A 22,822-nucleotide genomic window follows, 5' to 3' on the forward strand; every position below is an offset into this window, starting at 1 on the left:
TATGTTTGTACGACTTTTCTACACTTTACGCAAATATGGCGTACCTGTTACGACACGTGAACTGATTGATCTGAATCAAGCGGTGGCTTCAGGTCTTGTTTTTGCAGATCAAGAAGAGTTTTATCAATTGGCTAAAACGGTTTTAGTCAAAGATGAACGTTTCTTCGATAAGTTTGATCGTGCCATGAAAGATTATTTTGATGGTATTGAAACCTTTGACTTAGATGAGCTACTTAAACACGTTCATAAATTGCCAAAAGACTGGTTTGATCTTGAGCTACTAGAAAAGCATTTAACCCCAGAGCAACGTGCTGAATTGCAAAAAGCAGGTTCTCTGGAAGAACTGATGAAAATGTTGGAAGAGCGTTTGCGCGAACAACATAAAAAACATCAGGGTGGCAACCGGATGATTGGTACAGGTGGAACCTCACCTTTTGGTGCTTTTGGTGATCATCCTGAAGGTGTCCGTATCGGTGGGCCGGGTCGTAAACGCTCAGCGGTAAAAGTATGGGAACAACGTAAATACCAAAATCTTGACGATGATCAGGTTTTAGGAACACGTCAGATGCAAATCGCCTTACGTCGTTTGCGGAAATTCGCGCGTCAAGGGGCTGCCGAAGAGCTAGATGTTGATAGCACGATTCGTGAAACTGCAAAACAAGGTATCTTGGATGTGCAACTTGTTCCAGAACGCCGTAATCGAATCAAAGTATTGATGTTGTTTGATGTAGGTGGTTCTATGGATGCCTATATCGCTGAATGTGAAAAACTGTTTAGTGCTGCAAAATCTGAGTTCAAGACTTTAGAATATTTTTATTTCCATAATTGTCTTTATGATTATGTTTGGAAAGACAATCACCGTCGTAGCTCGACACGTATGAACACATGGGATCTATTGCATACTTATGGACGTGATTATCGGGTTATCATTGTAGGCGATGCTAGTATGGCGCCTTACGAACTCAAGTCTGCTGGTGGTTCAGTTGAATATATGAATGACGAGGCTGGGGAAGTGTGGTTAAGACGTTTACGTCAGCACTTTGATAAAACGGCTTGGCTCAACCCTGAAGTGGAGGGTTATTGGCATTACACCCAAACTATTCAGTGGATTAAAGAAACATTTGAAGATCATATGTATCCAATGACCTTGAAAGGGATCGAGGATATGACCCGTTATTTGTCTCGTTAAAATTTAAATAAATCCGATATAAAACCGTTTCTTTGATCTGAAGCGGTTTTTTCTTATTAAATAAGCTTCAAGATAGCTAGAAACTGGTTAAAGCGTTGCTTTGCTTTTCTTGGCTCAGGTAAAATAAACCGTTTTGCAATTAGCACTTTTGGAGACGCCTAAGTGGAGCGACCAACGATCAGCCCTGAACATTTACAAGAAGCGGCTGAAAACTTAGTAAACATAAGAGATTTTATCCGTTTTGGTGTCACAGCACTTCGCCAATACGACGCGCACTTAGGTCAAGGCACAGAAGATTATTTCGCTGAAAGTTCGGCATTGGTTTTGCAAACACTTTCTCTTGAGTGGAAGGCTGATGCGGAAATCCTAGATGCGAAGCTATTACCAAGTGAAAAAGCAGAATTTCTAAGCTTATTAGAACGTCGTATTAATGAGCGTATCCCAACTTCATACTTATTAAATCTTGCATATTTCTTTAATAAACCATTTTATGTTGATGAACGTGTCTTAATCCCACGTTCACCGATTGCTGAGTTAATTGAACAGCGTTTTGCACCATATTGTTTAGATGAAAATGGTCAAATGCTTGAAGCGTTAAACAGCCTACCAGAAAACCCTAAACCGAAAACACCACAACGTATCTTGGATATGTGCACGGGTTCAGGCTGTATTGCAATTGCATTGGCGTATGCATATCCAGAATCAGAAGTTGATGCTACAGATATTTCTAAAGAAGCGTTAGAAGTTGCTTCGATCAATACAGAACATCACAATAAACAGTATCAAGTTGCACTACTTGAATCTGATCTATTTGCAAAAATACCTGCTGAAAATCAATATGACTTGATCGTAAGTAATCCGCCTTATGTAGATGCTGAAGATATGGCAGATTTACCGGAAGAATTCTTACATGAGCCAGAACTTGCGCTTGCTGCAGGACAAGATGGTTTGGACTTGGTGCGTAAAATGTTGGCTCAAGCTGCAGATTATTTAACTGAAGATGGTCTGATCGTTATCGAAGTGGGTAATTCAGAATGGGCGATGCGTCAAAATTTCAATACGGTTGACTTTCACTGGCTAACTTTCCAAAAAGGTGGTTCTGGTATTTTTGCTTTGACTGCTGAACAATGCCGTCGTTATAAAGAAATATTTCAGCAATCCATTCAGAATTAAGGGGATAGAACATGGCTGGGAATAGTATTGGTCAACTTTTTCAAGTCACGACATGTGGAGAGTCTCATGGCGTCGGTTTGATGGCAATTGTTGATGGCGTGCCGCCGGGTCTTGAACTTTGTGAAGCTGATTTGCAGAAAGATTTGGATCGCCGCAAGCCTGGTACATCTAAATTTGCAACTCAACGTAAAGAGCCAGATGAAGTCGAGATTATTTCTGGTGTTTTCGAAGGGAAAACAACTGGAACTTCGATTGGTTTATTGATTCGTAATACAGATCAAAAATCTAAAGACTACGGCAATATTGCTCAAACTTTCCGTCCTGGTCATGCTGATTATACCTATACACAAAAGTACGGATTCCGTGATTATCGTGGTGGCGGACGTTCAAGTGCACGTGAAACTGCGATGCGCGTTGCAGCGGGTGCGATTGCAAAAAAGTATCTAGCTGAAAAATTTGGGATTGATATTCGTGGACATGTCACTCAAATTGGTAACGAAGTTGCAGAGAAATTAGATTGGAACGAAGTACCTAACAATCCATTTTTCTGTGGTGATGTTGATGCGGTGCCACGTTTTGAAAAATTGGTTACGTCTTTACGTGAACAAGGAACAAGTTGTGGTGCAAAACTAGAGATCATTGCCGAGAATGTTCCTGTTGGTTGGGGTGAACCTGTATTTGATCGTTTAGATGCTGATATTGCACATGCAATGATGAGTATTAACGCGGTTAAAGGGGTTGAGATCGGTGATGGCTTTGCTGTAGCGGGGCAATTTGGTCATGAAACTCGTGATGAACTCACCACAGATGGTTTCCTTGCTAATCATGCTGGCGGAATTTTAGGTGGGATTTCGAGTGGTCAAACTATTCGTGTTGCAATTGCATTGAAACCAACAGCTAGTATTACAACACCAGGTAAGACAATTACGATTAACCGTGAAAATACCGATGTCTTAACTAAAGGTCGTCATGACCCTTGTGTGGGCGTACGTGCAACACCAATTGCAGAAGCGATGTTGGCGATCGTATTAATGGATCATTTTTTAAGACATCGTGCACAAAATGCAGATGTCGTACCTCCATTTAAACCAATCGAAGCATAATCATATTTAGTCACACTTTTAATTTATTATAAGTGTGACTTTTATTTAATGTAATATTCAATTAATTTACTGAATAATAATCTTCTGTATATTATAAAGCTTCAGAAATCATATTTTCAGAAGAGGCGATGTGATATTGATTTCTACCATTACTTTTCGCAATATAAAGGGCATGGTCGGCACGAGAAATAAATTCTGAAAGACTATCACCTAAACTTGGTACCATCGTCGCAACACCAACACTTATCGTTACATGTTTAGAAATTTGGCTTTTAGGATGATTGATGCCAATATTACTCACCAGCTCCATTAATCGTTTAACTTGGATGAGTGCTTGATCTTGATCCGTCATTGAAAATAGTAACAAGAATTCTTCCCCACCATAACGCGCTGCTAGATCACCACTGCGTGAAGTTATTGACCCCAATAAAATAGCGATACGTCTTAAGCATTGATCACCTTGAATATGACCAAGTGTGTCGTTATAGAGTTTAAAGAAATCAATATCAATCATCATAATCGTGATGGGCATTTCATGGCGCATGGCTCGTTTCCATTCATTTTCAAGTACTTCATCGAGATAACGACGATTCGCTAAACCCGTTAGAGCATCTTGTTGTGAAAGAATTGAGAGTTGTTGTGCCTGTCGCATGAGCTCTAATCGGTTAAGTTCGATCATGCAGTTTTGCAAGTAATTTTCGCGGTGCTGTCGATCCGTCGCATACGCTAACGCCATCCCCAAAAAACTACTAAATGTGTATGTTCTATGTAAAAAAGTCCAATCAATAGAACCACTTAACCAGGTGCTTGCTGCAATACCAATTAAACCTCCCATCCATCCTGCAAACATTGCGGTATAAAAACGCATACCAACAAAGCCATAAATAATGACAACCGCATACATCATTGCAGCATGGAATAAAATGTTATGTTGGCCTTGTGCAAGAACGTTAATGAGGGTGAAAGTAATGGCTACAGCACCCATTGATCCTATACAAACGTAATGATCGAACCACCGATTCATGATCGGAACAAAAGACAATAACCATGCGAGAAGGATAATAATACCAACCCAGCCATAGTAAGCAATCCACTCAAGACGCATATCTGGTGGTAGGACTTGATAAATACCAAAGCTCAGAAATAAATATAGGCCCAAGATGATTGGCGCACGATAACGGAATTCGTGTGCGGCCTCATTTCTATACTGATCTCGGTAGATCGCTTCTAACTCTTTAGGAAACCAAACAAAATTTAGCCCACGAGAAATTAGCAAGTCGATTTGATCTTGTCCCAATATATTGGAAGCTTTCAACTTCATCTTATCGCTTACCACTCCCTAATGTTTTTATGTAAGTCATCTAATATTGGAATTGTTTTTTACTACGTTACACTGAATTAAATAAAATGTGTATTAGATAATCAAAAAATCCCACTTTTTTGTGATAATCATCTTTTTGTTGTTCAAAACTTATGCTGATTAAAGGTTTATATCGCTTTTATTGTTGATAACATATGGATTAAATGAGGATGATATTCAATAAATAACTCAGTAGTACAAATCGAGGAATGGTAATTGTATATTTGCTGCAATAAGATACAATCTAGAAAAAGCAGCAATCATGGAATATGATTGGATTAAGTCATACGAAATAGGATGCATCGCAATGACTGCTATGAATCAATACGAAAAAAAATTGGAAATTACGGCTCATTCTGAGTGGTCACAACGGTTCTGGGATGAACTTTTGCCAGCAAAAGAACGAGTTAGCAAACACCCTTTATTCTTGGATATGGCAAGTGGTTCATTAAGCTTGGAGTGTTTTCGCTCAGCCTTATTGAATTTTTATCCTTTAGTCGCTCATTTTCCTTCTTATATGGCTGGAACACTAGCCAAAGCTACTGCGTTTTCCTTATCTGGTGTAACCGAAACACGAGATTGGCTGATTCAAAATATTAAAGTTGAGGAGCGCCATCTTACTTGGTATCAGGATTGGGCAGGTGGTTTTGGACTTACGGTCGACATGCTAAATAATGTTCGGCCCCCAGCAGCGATGAATGCAGTTAATCATTTCTTATGGGATGTGAATTACCGAGGTAGCTTAGCTGAGAGTATCGCAGCCACGAATCTTGCAATCGAGTGGGCGACAGGGGACTGGAGTATACAAGTTTACAAGGGGGTGCAAAGTTATACTGAAAATCCAGAAGTAACGATAAATAAACGATCATTGGCTTGGTTGAGAGCACATGCGCATTATGATGATCTTCATCCGTATGAAGCGATGGAACTTATCAAACGGTTATGTGATCAAGATCCTGTGATGCAGAAAAAAGCATTTTTGGCTGCACAAGAAGGTTTAGCGTATTATGAACTTGCATTGGATGAGTGTTACAAAATTCAGCAAGCGAATCGATAATACAAAGAATAAAACTGCGATCTAGCTTGGGGACGGATCGCAGTTTTTTTATAATTTTTTTACATTTGTTGGTTAGGTTTTAGGATTCATTTTTTCATCAAAATTTTCAAGATGAGGAAATTCTAGAGGGCTAAGATTATCCAGATTTTGAAGGTATTGTTCCAAGTTGGTTAAAATGTCTTGTCGGCTTTCATTGCTAATATATGGAACATGATATGCAATAAATGGCGGTATAACTTCAAAACCAACATAAGCCAAAGAACCACGTTGAATTGAAGATAAATATTGTTCGATTGGACCATGAATTGAGTTCTCACCAAACATATGATCTCGTCCACCAAGACTAAAACAAAGCATTGCTTTTTTGCCAATCATACCACCATGATTATAAAAACGTTTACCGCCATAAAATAGTCCTGAGACAAATACTCGATCTATCCAACCTTTGAGGATCGCCGGTATAGATGTCCAATATAAAGGAAAAGTAAAAATCACAAGATCAGCACGTTTAACTTTTTCGATTTCAACGGCAATATCAGGCGAAAGTGTATTGCTTTTTAATGCATTACGTTGCTCGAGGGCATAATTTAGATATTCAGTTTCATCAAAATCACTAAAATCATGAACTGATGCAACAGGATTAAATTTTATTTCATACAAATCAGATACTTCTACTGTATGTCCAAGTTGTTCAAAAGTCTGTTGAATCGTGGTTTTCATAGCAGTTGTAAATGATCGTTTTTCAGGATGCGCGTGAACAATTAGTACATTCATTGGAAAATAAACCTTTAACCTTGGATTTTTTACGAACTTACTATGCCTTAATGATAAATCGTGGCATAGTTCATAAACCGCCAATTTTTACCAATTTACGCCAAAATATTAGCTGTATAGGATCTAAAAATATGAATCCTGAACTTCCTGGTAGTTATGTGAATTTATTAGTTGATGTACTTAAAAAATGGGGCATTGCACCCGAACAACTATTATCTGGAACAGGTATTTCAATTGATAAACTCAATGCACCTTTTTGGTATGTGGATTTTAATATTTTCAACTACTTGTTAGAACGAGCTGCACAGATTACTGATGAACCAGCAATCAGTGTATATCTTGCAAAAGAAATGAAAATTTCTTGTTATGGACATATCGGAGTCGCTGCAACAGCTTCAGAAGATCTTGGTTCCGCGATTAAAGTTTTGGAGCAATTTATCGGATTGCATTGTACAGTATTTAAGCCCAAACTTCAGGTGAATGATGGAAAAGCATACTTGTATTTTAATCAACCTTTACAACAATTTAGGTTTAACAGACATGCGATTATATTCTTGGTTTTTGGTTTTGCTCAGATTGTAGAAAACTTAGCTCAACAGCGGTTGGATATCCGTTTTGAATTCCAGCAAGATAAGCCAGATTTCTACAAAAAAATATTTAATATTAATCAGTTAAATGGTGAGTTTAACGCAAAAAATGACTGCTTAATATTGAATCAAAATGTATTATCTTTACCATTAAAGACAGCCGATGCATTGGTTGCGCGATTAACAATTCAGCAGTGTAAACAGGATATTCAAAAGCTATTTTTAAAAAGGAAAAATGTAGATAGTGCGGCAAAAAATGTGAAAGAAGAACTATATGATGAAGCACTTGGATTTCTATCGCTTAAACAGGTTGCTGAAAGATTACATTTGTCAGAGAGAACATTACAGCGCCAACTCGCGAAAGAACAAACTTCATTTCAGTTGTTAGTTGCTGAGGTTCGTAGAAAACAAGCAGAATTTTTATTAAAACAACAACATCTATCTATTGAACAAATTGCAGAACGATTAGGATACGCAGATATTTCTCATTTTTCACGTGCATTTAAAAAATGGACGAACGTTACGCCCAAGTTTTATAGAGAGGTTGAACGACACAAAACAACAGTGGTTTTGTAGTATATGTTAGCAATTTTATTCATGGATAAATTGTTAAATATCAATATCCTATGTTGGTAAATTGCGCATAATGTATATTATGTTAAATAGAAGATTCAAAGAACGGCACGCTATTCACTACTAATTGTGCGTGCCGCGTTTGACTAAATTTAATTAAGATAGCTGGTACTACTTAATCAAACCCAGTCAAACGTCCTCTATGTAACATAACAAATATTATGCAAAATCAGGACACCATCATTAGAGCCTATATTCTCCAGTAACAGTGTTACCCACCTACTTTAACCGCATATTATAAATGGGGGTTGCTCGAGCTAAATTTGTGAGGCTTTCCTTTGTGTTTTCTTTGTTTTTGATTGTTTTTTGAACAGGTTTTTCCTCATAGCGAACTTGAGCAGCATCTACTCTGTCTGACCATGATTTTTGTTGTTCTTGGGTAATTAGATTTAATTCAAAGTATGACTTGATGAAGATACGCATCTTGTTCAAATCAGATTGAAGTGCTTTCTGAGAAATTGGCTTTTTACTCTCAAATTTAGAGATACGTTGTTCAAGTGAATCAACTAATTTCTGAGTGTGGGCATTAGCAATCATTACTCATCCTCATCTGGACGATTAAATTCATGTTCACAGCAGTCAGAACATAAATGCATGTGAATAGCAGTCTCTCGACGACCTTTACTGTAATAATGAAGCGTTTCATCTGTTGTTAAGACACCACAGATTTCACAATGAATTGGCTTTTCCATTAGCACTCACCCTCTAAATATTCTGAAATTTCAGCGTTAAATTTTTTATAAGTATCTAAATACGCATCAATCTTGGTGTAGTCATACGACCAGTCAGAAGCAACTACAGCCAACTGCTCTAAACAACGTTCTGTAGGAATAGCTGGAACACATGCTTCTACACATGCATTGCCATGTTCTGACACGATGCGAGCCACCTCATCAAAGGCTGCCTGAATAAAGGATTGTCGATCACTAAAAATTATATTCATTGTAATCACATTACATGTAATTTTATTGGAGAAACTTTACAGCATTACACGTTACAAATCAATTCGTGACAAAATAACAGAATCCTAAGTAATGCTGTAATGGTGTTTTATGAAAAAAACTGACTTATCAAAAGCTTATCGTGTTCGCGGAGAATTCATTGAGGACATTAAAAAGAAATCAATTGATTTCATAGTTGAAACAAAAGAAAGAATCGAAGAAGCCGATATAATTAATGCGTTAGTTTACAAGCACTTAGGTGAATTGAAGGCTAAAGATGTAACAAAATATATTGAAGAAATAAAAAAACCTGACTAATGCGGAGAAAGAAATAATGGATAAAATTGAGCAACTTGGATATGCGGTGGAATTCCTATTCAATGGAGAACCCAATGGATATGTGCAAAACTTTGAATTTAAGTTTAATGCTAAAAAAAGAGATTCTCAAAAAATTGGCTATACAAGATTGCAAAGTCCAACAATAAAAACAAACAAAGATTCATATATTTATGATGATATTCCTGATGCTGAAATGGTATTAAAAATATTAGAAGCAAATCGAAGCTCAGGAAGAATTTGCAAAGTTATAAAAACGACCAAAGCAGGCAAGGAAAAAATAGAAATATCCCCTGTTGAATAAATACCGTCACTGAAGTCGCATAATATCCCATTATGTTAAATAGAAGATTCAAAGAACGGCACGCTATTCACTACTAATTGTGCGTGCCGCGTTTGACTAAATTTAATTAAGATAGCTGGTACTACTTAATCAAACCCAGTCAAACGTCCTCTATGTAACATAACAAATATTATGCAAAATCAGGACACCATCATTAGAGCCTATATTCTCCAGTAACAGTGTTACCCACCTACTTTAACCGCATATTATCATTGTAATTCTGTATGTCAGTTCGCTTTCGGAATACTCCGAAAGCTCTGTTAATGCTATGCAAGAGCCAATCTTTTTTATTTGTAATCAGAAAACGAGATGCTCAAATTTCGTTGTAACGCTGGCTAGACAGCCAGCTTTAGCCGCACAGACGTGCGGTATTTTCTAGGATTTAGGAAAGTGATTCTGTTTAGATCGATATATGCGCTTTGTGAGCGCATATATGGCACAGCATAGCTGTGCTAAATCAAATAATTTTGTATAGCTTTATATATTCAAAAACTTTATCAAGATCGTTGTATTGAGCATGATGATGAGAACTAAAACCATCACCAAAGGTATCGAGATAAAGTAAATAAGCAATCTGTCCATTAACAATAGCGAACTCTATCTTAGCAAAACCGCAATCAGACTTAATCGCATGCGGACCATCTTGAGTAAATTTCAAAATGTCACCCCCCCAAAAAAAACTTAAAGGTAGTGTCATATTTTGCCAATCCATTTCTTCTACTCCAACGAACTATCAATAACTTAAGTACATTTTTGTTCCACTGCAGATCTCTCCGGGATAATCGAGCGATGTAATAAAATGCCAATCAATCAATGTTGTCATGATAATGATTTTCTGATTTTTCAAAGAAACCAGCACAAATCGGACATGGTCTATAAAACTGAAAAATCTTATCAAGTATTATGTTTTCGCTATCTAATCGCCCAGAACGCATAAGCAACCAAAAATAGTCTCAACCTCATCTTTTGAAAATTTCATAAGTACGTCCCGATCCAATGACTGTTTAAATTCAATCTTCAGACACATCAAGAACTATAGCAATGATTGATGCTATAGAAAAACCCAATATCATCAAAACACCACCAGCGATGCTAAGTGAAAACACTTCATCATTAAAGTATAAATCTATATAACTCACATATAGATTAAATAAATAAAAAGCAGCATCTCTAATGAACCCCAAAAGCTTTAAAATCAATGGAGTTGCAAATAAGAGTACAGCAATAAAAACAACTAATTTCAGGATAAATTTCTTATTATCAGACATAAATAGTCCCACCTTATAAATTACAATGAACTAGCAGCAAAACCCTGAGATTTAAGCGTTTGCGTTTCTATAACAACATTATTTGCCGTATTGGTATCAGCAAGATATTGCAAGTATCTTGCATACTGATCAGGCGTCATTTTTTGTTGCTGATCCTGCCCCATTGACACAAAACCCCTATTGTTATCAGCGATCATTGAGCCATTTCTATTATTTTGATCTACAAAGTAATTGAATGGCCTATCACCGTTTTCAATCAACTTCTTACAGTCATCTTGTGACACATTCAGACGTGTACCTTGTTGCGTATATGCATAGTAATTACCCTCAAATTTAACGCAACCAGCGAATACTGGCTTGGTTGTGGCTTGATAGTTAAAACTAGCAGCTAAATCGCGATATGGATCAGATGGATCGTAATTAATTGCTTGAGCAACTTCGCCTTGTAACTTTGCATTTCTCTCACGCTGAACTAATTGGCATTCAGGTAAATGTAGATTCTCATAAACATTACAATCCAATTTTCCAGTGGAAATAGCATTATTATCAGGATTGGAATCATCAGAGGCGACAGGATTAACTGCTTTATCGTTGTTATTTGTCGAGACTTGTTCACTTTTAGATGCCCATGGAAAGAATTGCTGAAACAATGGCGAATTTAAAGAATCCTTTAATGCCCAGCCAAAAAATAAAATTGGCAGTAAGCACCATAGAATCAAAGAATATGGGATTTTAGCGTTTTGATCGTGTACTTCAGCAGAAATATAAAACTTATATAAATACTCAGGATACTTCCAAAAACGCCAGCTTAGCGCGTTTCTACGCGTTGCAAATCCGAATTGTTCTTGTAGTTCAGCAAATGTATAGATAGTTGCCCATTTAAGCTTAAACAAGCGCCTAAGGATCAAATGTTCATTAACTGATGCTTTTACTGAATCATTCAATTTATATGGCTTTTGGGTAACAAAAATAATTTCAATACCAAAGTGGCCATGAAGTGTAAGTGAGCGACCAATATCCAAAATATCTTCTTTGGCTTTGATCAACTTCATTTCTTGTCTTTTACGTTCCTGACGTACTAATTCCTCTTTTTCTTTAACTTTGAGATCGTCGCGTGCATTGATCGCAGCAATGTTTTTAATACATTGAGAATCATCAATTTCAAATGTCTTGAGCAAATCATCTTTTGAGAATGCTGGATGCTCATGTGCTTCATCATAGATGAGCAACGATCCATTAGGCAGGTCACGCCAATCGAACGGCTTATGCGTCGTTGACTGAATCAAAATCACACCTGGATAAGTACACCCTACAATATTGGTATATATGAGCTTATTAGGATGCTCTTTTGTGGTTTTGTCGATTATCTGCATGCAATACAGGGTTTTTCCTGTACGGATTGGCGCAGAAATAACAATACTCATTTAATCCCCCTCAGTCTTAATCAACAGATCATCAGAGGCGCGCGGGTGGCAGCAATCGCAGGCTCATACCACCAACCCCCGCGCCTCTAGCTGCTCCGCCCGACAAAGACCTTCGCTGTCTTGATATATGCAGCAATTGTCAGCGCCGAGAGTATGACGGAAATTGCTTGATCTACTTTGTATAATTGAACAAATGAAAGCACGTCCGCAGGTAAACCATAGAACGCATTTTGAATAGAATCCCTTGCCTGTGAAACAAGATCATTAATGAATATGAATGAAACGACTGAAAGACCAGCACCAACAAATAAGCGAAGAATAATACTTGCTACAAGTGTGCTGGCAAACCACATCAGTATTGGTGCTAAAGCTGGCATATATCATGACCTCACAACAATGTGAGCTGCATATAAATATGCCAGCGCAAGGACGATATAACCAAACCAAGCCGATTGTTCACATACATCTTGGAAAGACACTGATCTATTGATCGTACCGAATGGTGTCTGCCAATTGATTTGTTTGTCCTGTGGACAATAAGCAGCATTGACTAAAATCAAATTTGTTAAGAATGAACGCTCATCGAGTTGACGTGTTGGTAACTCAGAGTTACCTATACCTGTTAAATCATTGAGCTGATCGACGGTACAATTGACATACTTTTGTGAATTTTTATCATTCGGATTGTAATCTTTGTTTTCACACTTAGTCTGTGAATCCAGTGAGTCTTTTACAGAATCCAGTTTTTTATTTGTTTCGCCAATAGCTTCAGATGCAGCACGTGAATAATCACTAATATTCTTTAAATGATCATTAGCAGAATCTAACTTGGTATTTGTATCTGTTAGATTTTGATTGACCTTATCGAGCTTCTCATTGCTCTTGATTGACTCTTTTTTAATGTCATCAAGATGCTCATTAGTCTGTTTTTGACCATTAATCAGTGTTGTAAGCTTACCCGACACACCGCCAATTGCACCAAGCAATGAGTCTCTTAATGCTTTGATTGCATTGATAATTCCTGAGTCATCAAAACCCTCTCCCGGTTGACTTGGATTGTTGGGATCAGGTGGATTATTTGGATCGTTAGGATCATTATTATTCGGGTCGTTCGGATTAGGCTGATTTGGATCAGGTGAGTTTTTTACACAGATTTTTGAACCATTAAATGTGGTTTCATAATAACCATTAGGACATGATTGATCATCAGGTGGTGCTTCACAGTATGAACCACCGTTTTTGCAGTTATCAGGATCAGTAGGATCATCTGGCTTTGGCGGATTAGACGGTCCCGATTTTACACATAGAAGCTCACCATTGAACGATCCTGAAACGTATCCTTCGCCACAACCTTCAGGTGGACGTTTGCAGTATGTAGCATCATTACAAGTATTGTCAGGTTGAGGCGGTGGTGTGTCATCAGGACAAATAATTGAGCCATCTTTTTGTCGTGTACAGCCGTCATCGGGTGGTTGAAAACATGCACCGTATGGATCGGTTTTATCACACTGATTATCATCAAGATTTGTACATGATTGCAAAGGTGTTTCTGATACGTTAAACATTAAAACAGATTGACGATTATTCTCATGATTAAGAATCATCGGATTATCTTTAGTTGTCCGCTTACAAAACGTACCATCAGAATTTTGAGAACATCGTTGCTTAGGTATTGGATCACCAGCATTAATAAAGAGATATGAAGGGTAATCAGCTGGAGGGCATTTTGTTTGTTCTATAAAAACAGTAAATGAATTATTCCAAGTGTCATAACAATAACCAGCGGATGTCGTAGAAACAACAGGATTAAATTTCAGCGGTAAACGATCTTGACGAGAATAAACAGGTTCAACTAACTTACAAATAGCTTCAGGTGAAGATGCCACATATTTTTTTTGATTATAAATTGCTGAATAATTAGCGAATATATCAACAGAAACAAACGATAAAAATATAAAAACCAAATATTTAAAAAATCTCATTTTAAAACCCCTTAAATATTTGATCTATTTGAATAAACGTGAAAAAGCAACAGCTAGCACTATGAAGATTATCCATTGGAGAAGCGAGTCATCAGTCATAGTGCTAAACCTAATTACTTGCCAAACATGCCAATGATCTTACGACCAGCAAACAATGTAATAGCAATGCCTAGAACCCATTTCCAACCAGCAGAAATGGAATCATCCGCCCCTGAAGAACCCGTTGCAGCAGTTACATCAGCAGCTTCAATTGCAAATGCCCCAGTAGAAGCAGCGACCATTGCAATAGCAAGGATTGCCATTGCAACTACATTTTTTTTAATTCCCATATTTACCTCCTATCTGAAAATGGAAATTACTTTCTTTGCAACAAAAACAGCAGCAAAGACTTTCACTACAAAAATCAAAAGCTCGTCGCGTGCTTCAGGAGTAAGATTAAAAGCCCCACCCTGTATACAATTCACACCATATTGAACAGCATCAATGATCTGTATTGATTCGCAAACGTAAGCCAATTTGAATCACCTGCAGTAAAAACTTGATTAAGAAATACAAATGAATAGCAACACTTGTTAAAAAGAAGTACCAAACTATGTATTCCATAAAATTCCTATTTGGGTTTTGAAAAAATATCAGGATGTGCAATATTGCTTGCGCCATCTTCATCTAGAACATCGATATTCATTATCTATAACCCATATTAATTGTTTTATATTGTTGATCTTGTCATGTTGATCAGTACTAAGAGATTGTAAATACTGCATATATTCCTCTAGGTACTGATTCAAACTTTCAAGTCGTTTTTTATCCAAAGCCCCAACATTGCGGTTATAAGCTACCGTTCCATAACCATATGCTGACCTACGCCATGTCATTTAGCAGGTTGAGGAACTGGAGTAAGTTCTTTTAAGATCGTGACAGTTGTTTTACCGTTTGAAACCTGCTCAAGAACACAATCCGCCATAAACGGAAATTTTTGATTTTTGATCTTTTCAAAATTGGCAGACGTACCCCACTTAAAATCAGCCCCCACCTGGCCCGCAAAATTTTCACCATCCTGTAATTCAGCTTGATAAAAAACAGTCGTCGAATCAAAAGGACGACCGTTATATTCACCCTTACTAGACTTAGCACCAAGAACAACGAGTTGTGTTTTAAATTGCATGGATAAATTCCTTATATGAAGATTGATTAACAAGAGGAACGCCCACAAATAAAGGCAATTCATCTAAATGTGTTTCAATTGGTTGTTTTGAACGTATCGACTGAACAACAGCGACATGTGAGAATTTCAGACGTTTAGGGACTTCGTCCTTATCTGAAGAAAGAACTTGTATAAGCTCATCAGGTTCATAGAACTTTGCAAATTGGCGGATATATTTACCAAACTGGACTTTGGTAATCTCTAATGCTTTATTCCAACTAATTTCTGATTGTTTTTTAATAACTTCTGTCTTTTCAGGTGTAATGAAATCATTACCTAACTGGACATAAAGCCATTCAAAACAAGGATAAGCACCGAGGAAATAACGAGAAGGACGAAGTAGAACGTCAAACGGGATATAACGATCATTAGATTTGAACTCAACTTCTGCCCTAGTCCAAAGTGAGAGAGGATTGCCCTCCTTTTTGCCTTTTTCATAAATTCGACAATATTTCCCACTGGTACGATTGCCAATTGATAAGGTTCTACCCTTACCATTGATTCTTTTCCAAGAGCCAAAATGTTGAACTTCAGGTTCACGGCCACCGCACCAAAAACCGTATATGTTGTCCCATTGGTTAGCGACATCAACATTTAAAAATCGACCTTCGAAATCATCATGAGCAAGGTCAACACGAGTAATTTTAGGGCGACGGGCAGAATTGTTTAGCCACTCATGTAAACGCTTTTCCCAACCCTTACGAGCATTAGCGCAGCCTGTACCATTGATTTGTATGGTAATTCTCTTTGAAATAGTGCCGTACAAAACAAGACCAAAGTCATTTTGAAGTACGTAACCATATTTATGACGGTGCATCCCCTTTTCACGTTTAAGACCTAAACCAAAGCCAAAAATTTCATATAAATGTTGGTCTAAAAAAGTCTCAATCGCATATGTAAGAATACTTTCAGCCTCATCAGGGTTAATTGAAAAATACTCATCACCAAGTGTTTCTTGACCAAAACCAATGGACACCCAGTCAATAGAGGCAAAGCCTTCACGGTCACAAGGTACAGAATGAAGAATTGGAACGTTACCACGTTCAGTAGCAATGATTTTTGTATTATCCAGCTTACGCGGAAATGTATATTGATCTGTCTGAAGACGAATATCGGCAACTGTGCTTGTGTCAGTGGTCTCATCCACTACCGTAACCCCCATATTATAAATGGGGGTTGCTCGAGCTAAATTTGTGAGGCTTTCCTTTGTGTTTTCTTTGTTTTTGATTGTTTTTTGAACAGGTTTTTCCTCATAGCGAACTTGAGCAGCATCTACTCTGTCTGACCATGATTTTTGTTGTTCTTGGGTAATTAGATTTAATTCAAAGTATGACTTGATGAAGATACGCATCTTGTTCAAATCAGATTGAAGTGCTTTCTGAGAAATTGGCTTTTTACTCTCAAATTTAGAGATACGTTGTTCAAGTGAATCAACTAATTTCTGAGTGTGGGCATTAGCAATCATTACTCATCCTCATCTGGACGATTAAATTCATGTTCACAGCAGTCAGAACATAAATGCATGTGAATAGCAGTCTCTCGACGACCTTTACTGTAATAATGAAGCGTTTCATCTGTTGTTAAGACACCACAGATTTCACAATGAATTGGCTTTTCCATTAGCACTCACCCTCTAAATATTCTGAAATTTCAGCGTTAAATTTTTTATAAGTATCTAAATACGCATCAATCTTGGTGTAGTCATACGACCAGTCAGAAGCAACTACAGCCAACTGCTCTAAACAACGTTCTGTAGGAATAGCTGGAACACATGCTTCTACACATGCATTGCCATGTTCTGACACGATGCGAGCCACCTCATCAAAGGCTGCCTGAATAAAGGATTGTCGATCACTAAAAATTATATTCATTGTAATCACATTACATGTAATTTTATTGGAGAAACTTTACAGCATTACACGTTACAAATCAATTCGTGACAAAATAACAGAATCCTAAGTAATGCTGTAATGGTGTTTTATGAAAAAAACTGACTTATCAAAAGCTTATCGTGTTCGCGGAGAATTCATTGAGGACATTAAAAAGAAATCAATTGATTTCATAGTTGAAACAAAAGAAAGAATCGAAGAAGCCGATATAATTAATGCGTTAGTTTACAAGCACTTAGGTGAATTGAAGGCTAAAGATGTAACAAAATATATTGAAGAAATAAAAAAACCTGACTAATGCGGAGAAAGAAATAATGGATAAAATTGAGCAACTTGGATATGCGGTGGAATTCCTATTCAATGGAGAACCCAATGGATATGTGCAAAACTTTGAATTTAAGTTTAATGCTAAAAAAAGAGATTCTCAAAAAATTGGCTATACAAGATTGCAAAGTCCAACAATAAAAACAAACAAAGATTCATATATTTATGATGATATTCCTGATGCTGAAATGGTATTAAAAATATTAGAAGCAAATCGAAGCTCAGGAAGAATTTGCAAAGTTATAAAAACGACCAAAGCAGGCAAGGAAAAAATAGAAATATCCCCTGTTGAATAAATACCGTCACTGAAGTCGCATAATATCCCATTATGTTAAATAGAAGATTCAAAGAACGGCACGCTATTCACTACTAATTGTGCGTGCCGCGTTTGACTAAATTTAATTAAGATAGCTGGTACTACTTAATCAAACCCAGTCAAACGTCCTCTATGTAACATAACAAATATTATGCAAAATCAGGACACCATCATTAGAGCCTATATTCTCCAGTAACAGTGTTACCCACCTACTTTAACCGCATATTATAAATGGGGGTTGCTCGAGCTAAATTTGTGAGGCTTTCCTTTGTGTTTTCTTTGTTTTTGATTGTTTTTTGAACAGGTTTTTCCTCATAGCGAACTTGAGCAGCATCTACTCTGTCTGACCATGATTTTTGTTGTTCTTGGGTAATTAGATTTAATTCAAAGTATGACTTGATGAAGATACGCATCTTGTTCAAATCAGATTGAAGTGCTTTCTGAGAAATTGGCTTTTTACTCTCAAATTTAGAGATACGTTGTTCAAGTGAATCAACTAATTTCTGAGTGTGGGCATTAGCAATCATTACTCATCCTCATCTGGACGATTAAATTCATGTTCACAGCAGTCAGAACATAAATGCATGTGAATAGCAGTCTCTCGACGACCTTTACTGTAATAATGAAGCGTTTCATCTGTTGTTAAGACACCACAGATTTCACAATGAATTGGCTTTTCCATTAGCACTCACCCTCTAAATATTCTGAAATTTCAGTGTTAAATTTTTTATAAGTATCTAAATACGCATCAATCTTGGTGTAGTCATACGACCAGTCGGAAGCAACTACAGCCAACTGCTCTAAACAACGTTCAGTAGGAATGGCTGGAACACATGCTTCTACACATGCATTGCCATGTTCTGACACGATGCGAGCAATCTCATCGAAGGCTGCTTGTATGAATTCCTGTCGGTCTTTAAAAGTTACATTTATCATAAAAGTTACTTTTTAACTTTGTTTAAAACATTAAACAAAATTTAAAATAAACTTGTCAACCATTTAACATTGTTAAAATGAAATAAATTAACTTGGTAACTTAGTTATGAGCAAAGTATATAAATTAAGAACAGAAGAAGTTGAGGACGTTAAAGAAACCTTGATGAAATTTGTGGTGGAAAAAAAATCATTAATGAAAGAGACAGACGTAATACATGCTTTAATTAAATACCACCTAAAAAATCTCAAAGCAGACGAAGTAATGAGATACCGATCAGAAGTATTAGGGAAAGACGACTAATGGATTTACAAAATTTCAACGACGTTCAATGCAAAATTAGCTCAATGATTTTCTGGGGAGGTTTCTTTAAAGGAGCCCTCTCCGTTATCATATTCTGGGGAATGATGTATATTTATAAGTATTTTAAAAACAAAGATATAAGTGTAAAAATAGATGTAAAAAATCAAAAAGAATAACGTTTTCAATAGTCACTGAAGTCGCATAATATCCCATTATGTTAAATAGAAGATTCAAAGAACGGCACGCTATTCACTGCTGATTGTGCGTGCCGCGTTTGACTAAATTTAATTAAGATAGCTGATACTACTTAATCAAACCTAGTCAAACGTCCTCTATGTAACATAACAAATATTATGCAAAATCAGGACACCATCATTAGAGCCTATGTTCTTCAGTAACAGTGTTACCTACCTACTTTAACCGCATATTATAAATGGGGGTTGCTCGAGCTAAATTTGTGAGGCTTTCCTTTGTGTTTTCTTTGTTTTTGATTGTTTTTTGAACAGGTTTTTCCTCATAGCGAACTTGAGCAGCATCTACTCTGTCTGACCATGATTTTTGTTGTTCTTGGGTAATTAGATTTAATTCAAAGTATGACTTGATGAAGATACGCATCTTGTTCAAATCAGATTGAAGTGCTTTCTGAGAAATTGGCTTTTTACTCTCAAATTTAGAGATACGTTGTTCAAGTGAATCAACTAATTTCTGAGTGTGGGCATTAGCAATCATTACTCATCCTCATCTGGACGATTAAATTCATGTTCACAGCAGTCAGAACATAAATGCATGTGAATAGCAGTCTCTCGACGACCTTTACTGTAATAATGAAGCGTTTCATCTGTTGTTAAGACACCACAGATTTCACAATGAATTGGCTTTTCCATTAGCACTCACCCTCTAAATATTCTGAAATTTCAGTGTTAAATTTTTTATAAGTATCTAAATACGCATCAATCTTGGTGTAGTCATACGACCAGTCGGAAGCAACTACAGCCAACTGCTCTAAACAACGTTCAGTAGGAATGGCTGGAACACATGCTTCTACACATGCATTGCCATGTTCTGACACGATGCGAGCAATCTCATCGAAGGCTGCTTGTATGAATTCCTGTCGGTCTTTAAAAGTTACATTTATCATAAAAGTTACTTTTTAACTTTGTTTAAAACATTAAACAAAATTTAAAATAAACTTGTCAACCATTTAACATTGTTAAAATGAAATAAATTAACTTGGTAACTTAGTTATGAGCAAAGTATATAAATTAAGAACAGAAGAAGTTGAGGACGTTAAAGAAACCTTGATGAAATTTGTGGTGGAAAAAAAATCATTAATGAAAGAGACAGACGTAATACATGCTTTAATTAAATACCACCTAAAAAATCTCAAAGCAGACGAAGTAATGAGATACCGATCAGAAGTATTAGGGAAAGACGACTAATGGATTTACAAAATTTCAACGACGTTCAATGCAAAATTAGCTCAATGATTTTCTGGGGAGGTTTCTTTAAAGGAGCCCTCTCCGTTATCATATTCTGGGGAATGATGTATATTTATAAGTATTTTAAAAACAAAGATATAAGTGTAAAAATAGATGTAAAAAATCAAAAAGAATAACGTTTTCAATAGTCACTGAAGTCGCATAATATCCCATTATGTTAAATAGAATATCCGAGACTGTAGCCTAACAACACTGTTTGTAGCTACAGCTCAGCAACGTGAATCTCTACGATCATAATTCACGTTGCTGAGTATCCTAAGTAACATAATATAAGTTATGCAGAAATCAGACCGCTACTCGACTTACGTATCATTCGATCTTACGCAAGTCGGTGTGGCTTGTTTAAGAATTACTTGAGGTAAACTTGAATTCACCTATTATATTATGTCGACCAAATATCATCTTCTGTCCATCTACTGGTGACAATGGGATGGTTTCGTATAATAGTTTTGCAAAATTCTCCATTACTTCGACAGAATACTCCAGTAGATCTATAGACTCTTCTTCGTCATTAGATCGATCAAAATACTGATCTATAAGAGTTGTAAAATCTGAAAAATATTCAAATCTATTTCTCTCAATTGAAATTAAATCAGGATTCTTAGGTATTGGAGCTATAATTCTTGGTAACTGATTACTATCAGATAAACTAATAGAACCTAATCGTATAAAAGCTCTTTTGTTTGGCATGCTTAGTGGGCAAGCATGCATTACTAAATCTCTATATGCTCCTAATTTTTGAAGCCATCCTGTTGGAGAACATATTTCTTTAAAATATTTATCAAAATCGGTTTCTACACTCCTGTCTTTATAATATTTCTTATAAATTCTTGATGTTGTTGTCATATGTTTTTCTAATTTTAGTTCATCAGGAACTATATAATGAAAGACAAACTCGGAAATATAATCTCTTAATATACAGGCATTAAATAAGAAAATTTGGAATTTATCATATATTAACTGAGAGAAAGCATCTTCAAACTTTTGACCAATTTTCAATTCTTTTTTTATCACTCTAGCATTTAGTTGATTTCTATAAGACATTGATAATTCAAAAAAAGAATTATTTAAACTATTTATCAGATACTGTATTCTTTTTGATAAGTCGAATAAATGACCGTGTTGAATTTTGTATGATGAAAAAGAAATTTCACCCCAAGCTTGTCTTGCGTAATCATGTAACCAGTTAGTATCTTTGTAAGAAGAATTAAATCTAAACTCAGGTAAAGCAGACCCATCAAAGTGAATTGTATGATATAAAAATTCAGTACCTATCGCTTTTAAACCAAATTTTTCTAACCCAATATAAAGTTGCCCAAAAGACTTTAAAGTAATTAAAGGTGTTTTATTTGCAAAAGAATTAGGAAAAATAAATACCTGATCCTTATTTTCTGGAGAGTTAACCGCAAAAACACCTCCTAACAAGTGTACTTCTCTACGGACGTGTGGCCAATCACTATTCATCTAAAATCATCCAATATATATTGAGTTATTTAAGTTAATTAGAACTACTTTCATTAGTACGAATTATTTTCCAATAAAATTTTTTTCCTTCTTCACAAGGACTGAATTGATGATATGGCAATGAAACACCACCAACTGGAGCCATATCAATTATATTCATTTCTAACAATCCTAAACTAAACAGAAAGTGATCAACTGAGTTGATTCTTGTTGAATTACTTTCACCATAAATAGCATGAAGTCCAGTTAAAGCATGACTGTCTAACCTTTTAATTATATGGATATTATGATCAAAAATATATTTAACAGATTCCGATGAATTTCCACCTTCTATCAAATTGATATGATTTTTAGTTGCTCTAGCAACCATATGTACTTGCTCTTCTTTCTCTAAATTTTCTATTACACTTAAAATTTCTTCACCTAGATCTTCATTACTCTTTTTAGCTATCATTTTTTTAAATTTTTCGAATTCTTCAGAATTAAAATTATTTAGAAATGTAGTAACTCTTTTTGCAAATCTTTTATTCCTAAAACTATTGCAGGCTTCTGCTAAAGAAAAGATAGTTCCAACAACTGGAAGATCTTTAGCTAAGCCATCTGGAGTGACAAAAGTGTCTATTACTACTTCCAATAACTCAGCACTTGCTTTTATAGAGTCTTTATCAGTATTCATAACTTTTTACTAATCCAAATAAAATATAAGGTATATATAATTA

General features: G+C 36.1%; 36 protein-coding genes. 13 read left to right on the top strand and 23 right to left on the bottom strand.

Annotated features, from left to right (window positions below; all coding sequences use genetic code 11):
* The first annotated feature begins 1 nt into the window (after position 1).
* The 3 genes from AAC851_RS01325 (at position 2) to aroC (ending at position 3,465) form a co-directional block, all read left to right on the top strand.
* On the top strand, positions 2-1,189 hold the full coding sequence (locus AAC851_RS01325; RefSeq protein WP_004639114.1) for a vWA domain-containing protein: 1,188 nt from the start codon (positions 2-4) through the stop codon (positions 1,187-1,189).
* 162 nt (positions 1,190-1,351) lie between these two features.
* Positions 1,352-2,362, top strand: coding sequence for a 50S ribosomal protein L3 N(5)-glutamine methyltransferase (gene prmB, locus AAC851_RS01330; protein WP_005090566.1), 1,011 nt, complete (start codon positions 1,352-1,354; stop codon positions 2,360-2,362).
* An 11-nt stretch (positions 2,363-2,373) separates the two neighbouring features.
* Positions 2,374-3,465, top strand: coding sequence for a chorismate synthase (gene aroC, locus AAC851_RS01335; RefSeq protein WP_005080790.1), 1,092 nt, complete (start codon positions 2,374-2,376; stop codon positions 3,463-3,465).
* Positions 3,466-3,556: 91 nt separating this feature from the next.
* Here aroC and AAC851_RS01340 read toward each other — a convergent pair whose 3' ends face one another.
* A complete protein-coding gene (locus tag AAC851_RS01340; RefSeq protein WP_075315578.1) occupies positions 3,557-4,786 on the bottom strand; it encodes a GGDEF domain-containing protein in 1,230 nt (409 codons plus the stop codon).
* A gap of 346 nt (positions 4,787-5,132) precedes the next feature.
* Here AAC851_RS01340 and AAC851_RS01345 point away from each other — a divergent pair, with 346 nt between their 5' ends.
* The gene (locus AAC851_RS01345; protein ID WP_340600375.1) at positions 5,133-5,882 is read left to right on the top strand and encodes a TenA family transcriptional regulator; all 750 of its coding nucleotides are present in this window, start codon (positions 5,133-5,135) and stop codon (positions 5,880-5,882) included.
* Positions 5,883-5,954: 72 nt separating this feature from the next.
* Here AAC851_RS01345 and AAC851_RS01350 read toward each other — a convergent pair whose 3' ends face one another.
* Entirely contained in the window at positions 5,955-6,656 is a 702-nt protein-coding gene (locus tag AAC851_RS01350) for an NAD(P)H-dependent oxidoreductase (protein WP_005090557.1), read from the bottom strand.
* A 131-nt stretch (positions 6,657-6,787) separates the two neighbouring features.
* On the opposite strand from AAC851_RS01350, the gene AAC851_RS01355 reads away from it, so the two are divergent.
* The gene (locus AAC851_RS01355; protein WP_167737295.1) at positions 6,788-7,819 is read left to right on the top strand and encodes an AraC family transcriptional regulator; all 1,032 of its coding nucleotides are present in this window, start codon (positions 6,788-6,790) and stop codon (positions 7,817-7,819) included.
* Positions 7,820-8,095: 276 nt separating this feature from the next.
* On the opposite strand, the gene AAC851_RS01360 is transcribed toward AAC851_RS01355, so the two are convergent.
* From AAC851_RS01360 to AAC851_RS01370, 3 genes are read right to left on the bottom strand one after another with little or no spacing between them, the layout of a single operon-like run.
* Complete coding sequence (locus AAC851_RS01360; protein ID WP_340600376.1) at positions 8,096-8,413, bottom strand: hypothetical protein; 318 nt, start codon at positions 8,411-8,413, stop codon at positions 8,096-8,098.
* Positions 8,413-8,568 carry a hypothetical protein gene (locus tag AAC851_RS01365; protein ID WP_340600377.1) on the bottom strand — a complete coding sequence of 52 codons (156 nt, stop codon included), beginning with the start codon at positions 8,566-8,568 and terminating at the stop codon, positions 8,413-8,415. Before AAC851_RS01365 ends, AAC851_RS01360 begins: the two co-directional genes overlap by 1 nt.
* The gene (locus AAC851_RS01370; RefSeq protein ID WP_340600378.1) at positions 8,568-8,819 is read right to left on the bottom strand and encodes a hypothetical protein; all 252 of its coding nucleotides are present in this window, start codon (positions 8,817-8,819) and stop codon (positions 8,568-8,570) included. The genes AAC851_RS01365 and AAC851_RS01370 overlap by 1 nt, the downstream gene beginning before the upstream one ends.
* A gap of 109 nt (positions 8,820-8,928) precedes the next feature.
* On the opposite strand from AAC851_RS01370, the gene AAC851_RS01375 reads away from it, so the two are divergent.
* Positions 8,929-9,135 (top strand): hypothetical protein, encoded by a 207-nt coding sequence (locus AAC851_RS01375; protein ID WP_340600379.1) that lies wholly within the window; start codon positions 8,929-8,931, stop codon positions 9,133-9,135.
* Positions 9,136-9,151: 16 nt separating this feature from the next.
* Positions 9,152-9,457, top strand: a complete 306-nt coding sequence (locus tag AAC851_RS01380) for a hypothetical protein (RefSeq protein ID WP_340600380.1) — start codon at positions 9,152-9,154, stop codon at positions 9,455-9,457.
* 496 nt (positions 9,458-9,953) lie between these two features.
* Here AAC851_RS01380 and AAC851_RS01385 read toward each other — a convergent pair whose 3' ends face one another.
* The 10 genes from AAC851_RS01385 to AAC851_RS01430 all read right to left on the bottom strand — a co-directional run bounded on the left by AAC851_RS01385 (position 9,954) and on the right by AAC851_RS01430 (position 17,245).
* On the bottom strand, positions 9,954-10,208 hold the full coding sequence (locus AAC851_RS01385) for a hypothetical protein (RefSeq protein WP_340600381.1): 255 nt from the start codon (positions 10,206-10,208) through the stop codon (positions 9,954-9,956).
* 298 nt (positions 10,209-10,506) lie between these two features.
* A complete protein-coding gene (locus AAC851_RS01390; protein ID WP_340600382.1) occupies positions 10,507-10,764 on the bottom strand; it encodes a hypothetical protein in 258 nt (85 codons plus the stop codon).
* A 20-nt stretch (positions 10,765-10,784) separates the two neighbouring features.
* Positions 10,785-12,188, bottom strand: coding sequence for a zonular occludens toxin domain-containing protein (locus AAC851_RS01395; RefSeq protein ID WP_340600383.1), 1,404 nt, complete (start codon positions 12,186-12,188; stop codon positions 10,785-10,787).
* Positions 12,189-12,274: 86 nt separating this feature from the next.
* Positions 12,275-12,565, bottom strand: a complete 291-nt coding sequence (locus AAC851_RS01400) for a DUF2523 family protein (RefSeq protein WP_340600384.1) — start codon at positions 12,563-12,565, stop codon at positions 12,275-12,277.
* A 3-nt stretch (positions 12,566-12,568) separates the two neighbouring features.
* Positions 12,569-14,170: a virulence factor TspB C-terminal domain-related protein gene (locus AAC851_RS01405; protein ID WP_340600385.1), complete on the bottom strand. Its 1,602-nt coding sequence runs from the start codon at positions 14,168-14,170 to the stop codon at positions 12,569-12,571.
* Positions 14,171-14,283: 113 nt separating this feature from the next.
* Positions 14,284-14,499, bottom strand: a complete 216-nt coding sequence (locus AAC851_RS01410) for a hypothetical protein (RefSeq protein ID WP_340600386.1) — start codon at positions 14,497-14,499, stop codon at positions 14,284-14,286.
* Positions 14,500-15,041: 542 nt separating this feature from the next.
* Entirely contained in the window at positions 15,042-15,335 is a 294-nt protein-coding gene (locus AAC851_RS01415) for a hypothetical protein (RefSeq protein ID WP_340600387.1), read from the bottom strand.
* On the bottom strand, positions 15,325-16,839 hold the full coding sequence (locus AAC851_RS01420; RefSeq protein WP_340600388.1) for a replication initiation factor domain-containing protein: 1,515 nt from the start codon (positions 16,837-16,839) through the stop codon (positions 15,325-15,327). Before AAC851_RS01420 ends, AAC851_RS01415 begins: the two co-directional genes overlap by 11 nt.
* Positions 16,839-16,994, bottom strand: a complete 156-nt coding sequence (locus tag AAC851_RS01425; protein WP_340600377.1) for a hypothetical protein — start codon at positions 16,992-16,994, stop codon at positions 16,839-16,841. The genes AAC851_RS01420 and AAC851_RS01425 overlap by 1 nt, the downstream gene beginning before the upstream one ends.
* Positions 16,994-17,245: a hypothetical protein gene (locus tag AAC851_RS01430; RefSeq protein ID WP_340600378.1), complete on the bottom strand. Its 252-nt coding sequence runs from the start codon at positions 17,243-17,245 to the stop codon at positions 16,994-16,996. Before AAC851_RS01430 ends, AAC851_RS01425 begins: the two co-directional genes overlap by 1 nt.
* 109 nt (positions 17,246-17,354) lie before the next feature.
* On the opposite strand from AAC851_RS01430, the gene AAC851_RS01435 reads away from it, so the two are divergent.
* Both AAC851_RS01435 and AAC851_RS01440 read left to right on the top strand, forming a co-directional pair.
* Positions 17,355-17,561, top strand: coding sequence for a hypothetical protein (locus AAC851_RS01435; protein ID WP_340600379.1), 207 nt, complete (start codon positions 17,355-17,357; stop codon positions 17,559-17,561).
* Positions 17,562-17,577: 16 nt separating this feature from the next.
* The gene (locus tag AAC851_RS01440) at positions 17,578-17,883 is read left to right on the top strand and encodes a hypothetical protein (protein WP_340600380.1); all 306 of its coding nucleotides are present in this window, start codon (positions 17,578-17,580) and stop codon (positions 17,881-17,883) included.
* Positions 17,884-18,112: 229 nt separating this feature from the next.
* Here the strand turns inward: AAC851_RS01440 and AAC851_RS01445 are convergent, their stop codons facing one another.
* Genes AAC851_RS01445 through AAC851_RS01455 form a run of 3 tightly spaced genes read right to left on the bottom strand, consistent with a single transcriptional unit; the run spans position 18,113 to position 18,839 of the window.
* The gene (locus AAC851_RS01445) at positions 18,113-18,430 is read right to left on the bottom strand and encodes a hypothetical protein (RefSeq protein ID WP_340600376.1); all 318 of its coding nucleotides are present in this window, start codon (positions 18,428-18,430) and stop codon (positions 18,113-18,115) included.
* Positions 18,430-18,585 carry a hypothetical protein gene (locus tag AAC851_RS01450; RefSeq protein ID WP_340600377.1) on the bottom strand — a complete coding sequence of 52 codons (156 nt, stop codon included), beginning with the start codon at positions 18,583-18,585 and terminating at the stop codon, positions 18,430-18,432. The genes AAC851_RS01445 and AAC851_RS01450 overlap by 1 nt, the downstream gene beginning before the upstream one ends.
* Positions 18,585-18,839, bottom strand: a complete 255-nt coding sequence (locus AAC851_RS01455; RefSeq protein WP_340600389.1) for a hypothetical protein — start codon at positions 18,837-18,839, stop codon at positions 18,585-18,587. The genes AAC851_RS01450 and AAC851_RS01455 overlap by 1 nt, the downstream gene beginning before the upstream one ends.
* Before the next feature lie 106 nt (positions 18,840-18,945).
* On the opposite strand from AAC851_RS01455, the gene AAC851_RS01460 reads away from it, so the two are divergent.
* Positions 18,946-19,140, top strand: coding sequence for a hypothetical protein (locus tag AAC851_RS01460; protein ID WP_340600390.1), 195 nt, complete (start codon positions 18,946-18,948; stop codon positions 19,138-19,140).
* Positions 19,140-19,316, top strand: a complete 177-nt coding sequence (locus tag AAC851_RS01465) for a hypothetical protein (RefSeq protein WP_340600391.1) — start codon at positions 19,140-19,142, stop codon at positions 19,314-19,316. Before AAC851_RS01460 ends, AAC851_RS01465 begins: the two co-directional genes overlap by 1 nt.
* 235 nt (positions 19,317-19,551) lie before the next feature.
* On the opposite strand, the gene AAC851_RS01470 is transcribed toward AAC851_RS01465, so the two are convergent.
* From AAC851_RS01470 to AAC851_RS01480, 3 genes are read right to left on the bottom strand one after another with little or no spacing between them, the layout of a single operon-like run.
* A complete protein-coding gene (locus AAC851_RS01470; RefSeq protein WP_340600376.1) occupies positions 19,552-19,869 on the bottom strand; it encodes a hypothetical protein in 318 nt (105 codons plus the stop codon).
* Positions 19,869-20,024 (bottom strand): hypothetical protein, encoded by a 156-nt coding sequence (locus AAC851_RS01475; RefSeq protein ID WP_340600377.1) that lies wholly within the window; start codon positions 20,022-20,024, stop codon positions 19,869-19,871. Before AAC851_RS01475 ends, AAC851_RS01470 begins: the two co-directional genes overlap by 1 nt.
* The gene (locus AAC851_RS01480; protein WP_340600389.1) at positions 20,024-20,278 is read right to left on the bottom strand and encodes a hypothetical protein; all 255 of its coding nucleotides are present in this window, start codon (positions 20,276-20,278) and stop codon (positions 20,024-20,026) included. The genes AAC851_RS01475 and AAC851_RS01480 overlap by 1 nt, the downstream gene beginning before the upstream one ends.
* A 106-nt stretch (positions 20,279-20,384) precedes the next feature.
* Between AAC851_RS01480 and AAC851_RS01485 the strand changes: the two genes are divergently transcribed.
* Together AAC851_RS01485 and AAC851_RS01490 are read left to right on the top strand one after the other, a co-directional pair.
* Positions 20,385-20,579: a hypothetical protein gene (locus AAC851_RS01485; protein WP_340600390.1), complete on the top strand. Its 195-nt coding sequence runs from the start codon at positions 20,385-20,387 to the stop codon at positions 20,577-20,579.
* Positions 20,579-20,755: a hypothetical protein gene (locus tag AAC851_RS01490; RefSeq protein WP_340600391.1), complete on the top strand. Its 177-nt coding sequence runs from the start codon at positions 20,579-20,581 to the stop codon at positions 20,753-20,755. Before AAC851_RS01485 ends, AAC851_RS01490 begins: the two co-directional genes overlap by 1 nt.
* A 226-nt stretch (positions 20,756-20,981) precedes the next feature.
* Here the strand turns inward: AAC851_RS01490 and AAC851_RS01495 are convergent, their stop codons facing one another.
* Positions 20,982-22,103 (bottom strand): hypothetical protein, encoded by a 1,122-nt coding sequence (locus AAC851_RS01495; protein ID WP_160127077.1) that lies wholly within the window; start codon positions 22,101-22,103, stop codon positions 20,982-20,984.
* 34 nt (positions 22,104-22,137) lie between these two features.
* The gene (locus AAC851_RS01500; protein WP_160127079.1) at positions 22,138-22,779 is read right to left on the bottom strand and encodes a hypothetical protein; all 642 of its coding nucleotides are present in this window, start codon (positions 22,777-22,779) and stop codon (positions 22,138-22,140) included.
* Positions 22,780-22,822: the final 43 nt, after the last annotated feature.

The organism is Acinetobacter sp. HZNU-JH01, from assembly GCF_037996845.1.
In the GTDB taxonomy this organism is placed as follows: Bacteria; Pseudomonadota; Gammaproteobacteria; order Pseudomonadales; family Moraxellaceae; genus Acinetobacter; species Acinetobacter haemolyticus.

Excerpts from the sequence above, each read along its gene's own strand:
- AAC851_RS01325 (WP_004639114.1), top strand. The coding sequence starts at position 2 with ATGTTTGTACGACTTTTCTACACTTTACGCAAATATGGCGTACCTGTT.
- aroC (WP_005080790.1), top strand. The coding sequence starts at position 2,374 with ATGGCTGGGAATAGTATTGGTCAACTTTTTCAAGTCACGACATGTGGA.
- AAC851_RS01340 (WP_075315578.1), bottom strand. The coding sequence starts at position 4,786 with ATGAAGTTGAAAGCTTCCAATATATTGGGACAAGATCAAATCGACTTG.
- AAC851_RS01345 (WP_340600375.1), top strand. The coding sequence starts at position 5,133 with ATGACTGCTATGAATCAATACGAAAAAAAATTGGAAATTACGGCTCAT.
- AAC851_RS01350 (WP_005090557.1), bottom strand. The coding sequence starts at position 6,656 with ATGAATGTACTAATTGTTCACGCGCATCCTGAAAAACGATCATTTACA.
- AAC851_RS01355 (WP_167737295.1), top strand. The coding sequence starts at position 6,788 with ATGAATCCTGAACTTCCTGGTAGTTATGTGAATTTATTAGTTGATGTA.
- AAC851_RS01360 (WP_340600376.1), bottom strand. The coding sequence starts at position 8,413 with ATGATTGCTAATGCCCACACTCAGAAATTAGTTGATTCACTTGAACAA.
- AAC851_RS01365 (WP_340600377.1), bottom strand. The coding sequence starts at position 8,568 with ATGGAAAAGCCAATTCATTGTGAAATCTGTGGTGTCTTAACAACAGAT.
- AAC851_RS01370 (WP_340600378.1), bottom strand. The coding sequence starts at position 8,819 with ATGAATATAATTTTTAGTGATCGACAATCCTTTATTCAGGCAGCCTTT.
- AAC851_RS01375 (WP_340600379.1), top strand. The coding sequence starts at position 8,929 with ATGAAAAAAACTGACTTATCAAAAGCTTATCGTGTTCGCGGAGAATTC.
- AAC851_RS01380 (WP_340600380.1), top strand. The coding sequence starts at position 9,152 with ATGGATAAAATTGAGCAACTTGGATATGCGGTGGAATTCCTATTCAAT.
- AAC851_RS01385 (WP_340600381.1), bottom strand. The coding sequence starts at position 10,208 with ATGGATTGGCAAAATATGACACTACCTTTAAGTTTTTTTTGGGGGGGT.
- AAC851_RS01390 (WP_340600382.1), bottom strand. The coding sequence starts at position 10,764 with ATGTCTGATAATAAGAAATTTATCCTGAAATTAGTTGTTTTTATTGCT.
- AAC851_RS01395 (WP_340600383.1), bottom strand. The coding sequence starts at position 12,188 with ATGAGTATTGTTATTTCTGCGCCAATCCGTACAGGAAAAACCCTGTAT.
- AAC851_RS01400 (WP_340600384.1), bottom strand. The coding sequence starts at position 12,565 with ATGCCAGCTTTAGCACCAATACTGATGTGGTTTGCCAGCACACTTGTA.
- AAC851_RS01405 (WP_340600385.1), bottom strand. The coding sequence starts at position 14,170 with ATGAGATTTTTTAAATATTTGGTTTTTATATTTTTATCGTTTGTTTCT.
- AAC851_RS01410 (WP_340600386.1), bottom strand. The coding sequence starts at position 14,499 with ATGGGAATTAAAAAAAATGTAGTTGCAATGGCAATCCTTGCTATTGCA.
- AAC851_RS01415 (WP_340600387.1), bottom strand. The coding sequence starts at position 15,335 with ATGCAATTTAAAACACAACTCGTTGTTCTTGGTGCTAAGTCTAGTAAG.
- AAC851_RS01420 (WP_340600388.1), bottom strand. The coding sequence starts at position 16,839 with ATGATTGCTAATGCCCACACTCAGAAATTAGTTGATTCACTTGAACAA.
- AAC851_RS01425 (WP_340600377.1), bottom strand. The coding sequence starts at position 16,994 with ATGGAAAAGCCAATTCATTGTGAAATCTGTGGTGTCTTAACAACAGAT.
- AAC851_RS01430 (WP_340600378.1), bottom strand. The coding sequence starts at position 17,245 with ATGAATATAATTTTTAGTGATCGACAATCCTTTATTCAGGCAGCCTTT.
- AAC851_RS01435 (WP_340600379.1), top strand. The coding sequence starts at position 17,355 with ATGAAAAAAACTGACTTATCAAAAGCTTATCGTGTTCGCGGAGAATTC.
- AAC851_RS01440 (WP_340600380.1), top strand. The coding sequence starts at position 17,578 with ATGGATAAAATTGAGCAACTTGGATATGCGGTGGAATTCCTATTCAAT.
- AAC851_RS01445 (WP_340600376.1), bottom strand. The coding sequence starts at position 18,430 with ATGATTGCTAATGCCCACACTCAGAAATTAGTTGATTCACTTGAACAA.
- AAC851_RS01450 (WP_340600377.1), bottom strand. The coding sequence starts at position 18,585 with ATGGAAAAGCCAATTCATTGTGAAATCTGTGGTGTCTTAACAACAGAT.
- AAC851_RS01455 (WP_340600389.1), bottom strand. The coding sequence starts at position 18,839 with ATGATAAATGTAACTTTTAAAGACCGACAGGAATTCATACAAGCAGCC.
- AAC851_RS01460 (WP_340600390.1), top strand. The coding sequence starts at position 18,946 with ATGAGCAAAGTATATAAATTAAGAACAGAAGAAGTTGAGGACGTTAAA.
- AAC851_RS01465 (WP_340600391.1), top strand. The coding sequence starts at position 19,140 with ATGGATTTACAAAATTTCAACGACGTTCAATGCAAAATTAGCTCAATG.
- AAC851_RS01470 (WP_340600376.1), bottom strand. The coding sequence starts at position 19,869 with ATGATTGCTAATGCCCACACTCAGAAATTAGTTGATTCACTTGAACAA.
- AAC851_RS01475 (WP_340600377.1), bottom strand. The coding sequence starts at position 20,024 with ATGGAAAAGCCAATTCATTGTGAAATCTGTGGTGTCTTAACAACAGAT.
- AAC851_RS01480 (WP_340600389.1), bottom strand. The coding sequence starts at position 20,278 with ATGATAAATGTAACTTTTAAAGACCGACAGGAATTCATACAAGCAGCC.
- AAC851_RS01485 (WP_340600390.1), top strand. The coding sequence starts at position 20,385 with ATGAGCAAAGTATATAAATTAAGAACAGAAGAAGTTGAGGACGTTAAA.
- AAC851_RS01490 (WP_340600391.1), top strand. The coding sequence starts at position 20,579 with ATGGATTTACAAAATTTCAACGACGTTCAATGCAAAATTAGCTCAATG.
- AAC851_RS01495 (WP_160127077.1), bottom strand. The coding sequence starts at position 22,103 with ATGAATAGTGATTGGCCACACGTCCGTAGAGAAGTACACTTGTTAGGA.
- AAC851_RS01500 (WP_160127079.1), bottom strand. The coding sequence starts at position 22,779 with ATGAATACTGATAAAGACTCTATAAAAGCAAGTGCTGAGTTATTGGAA.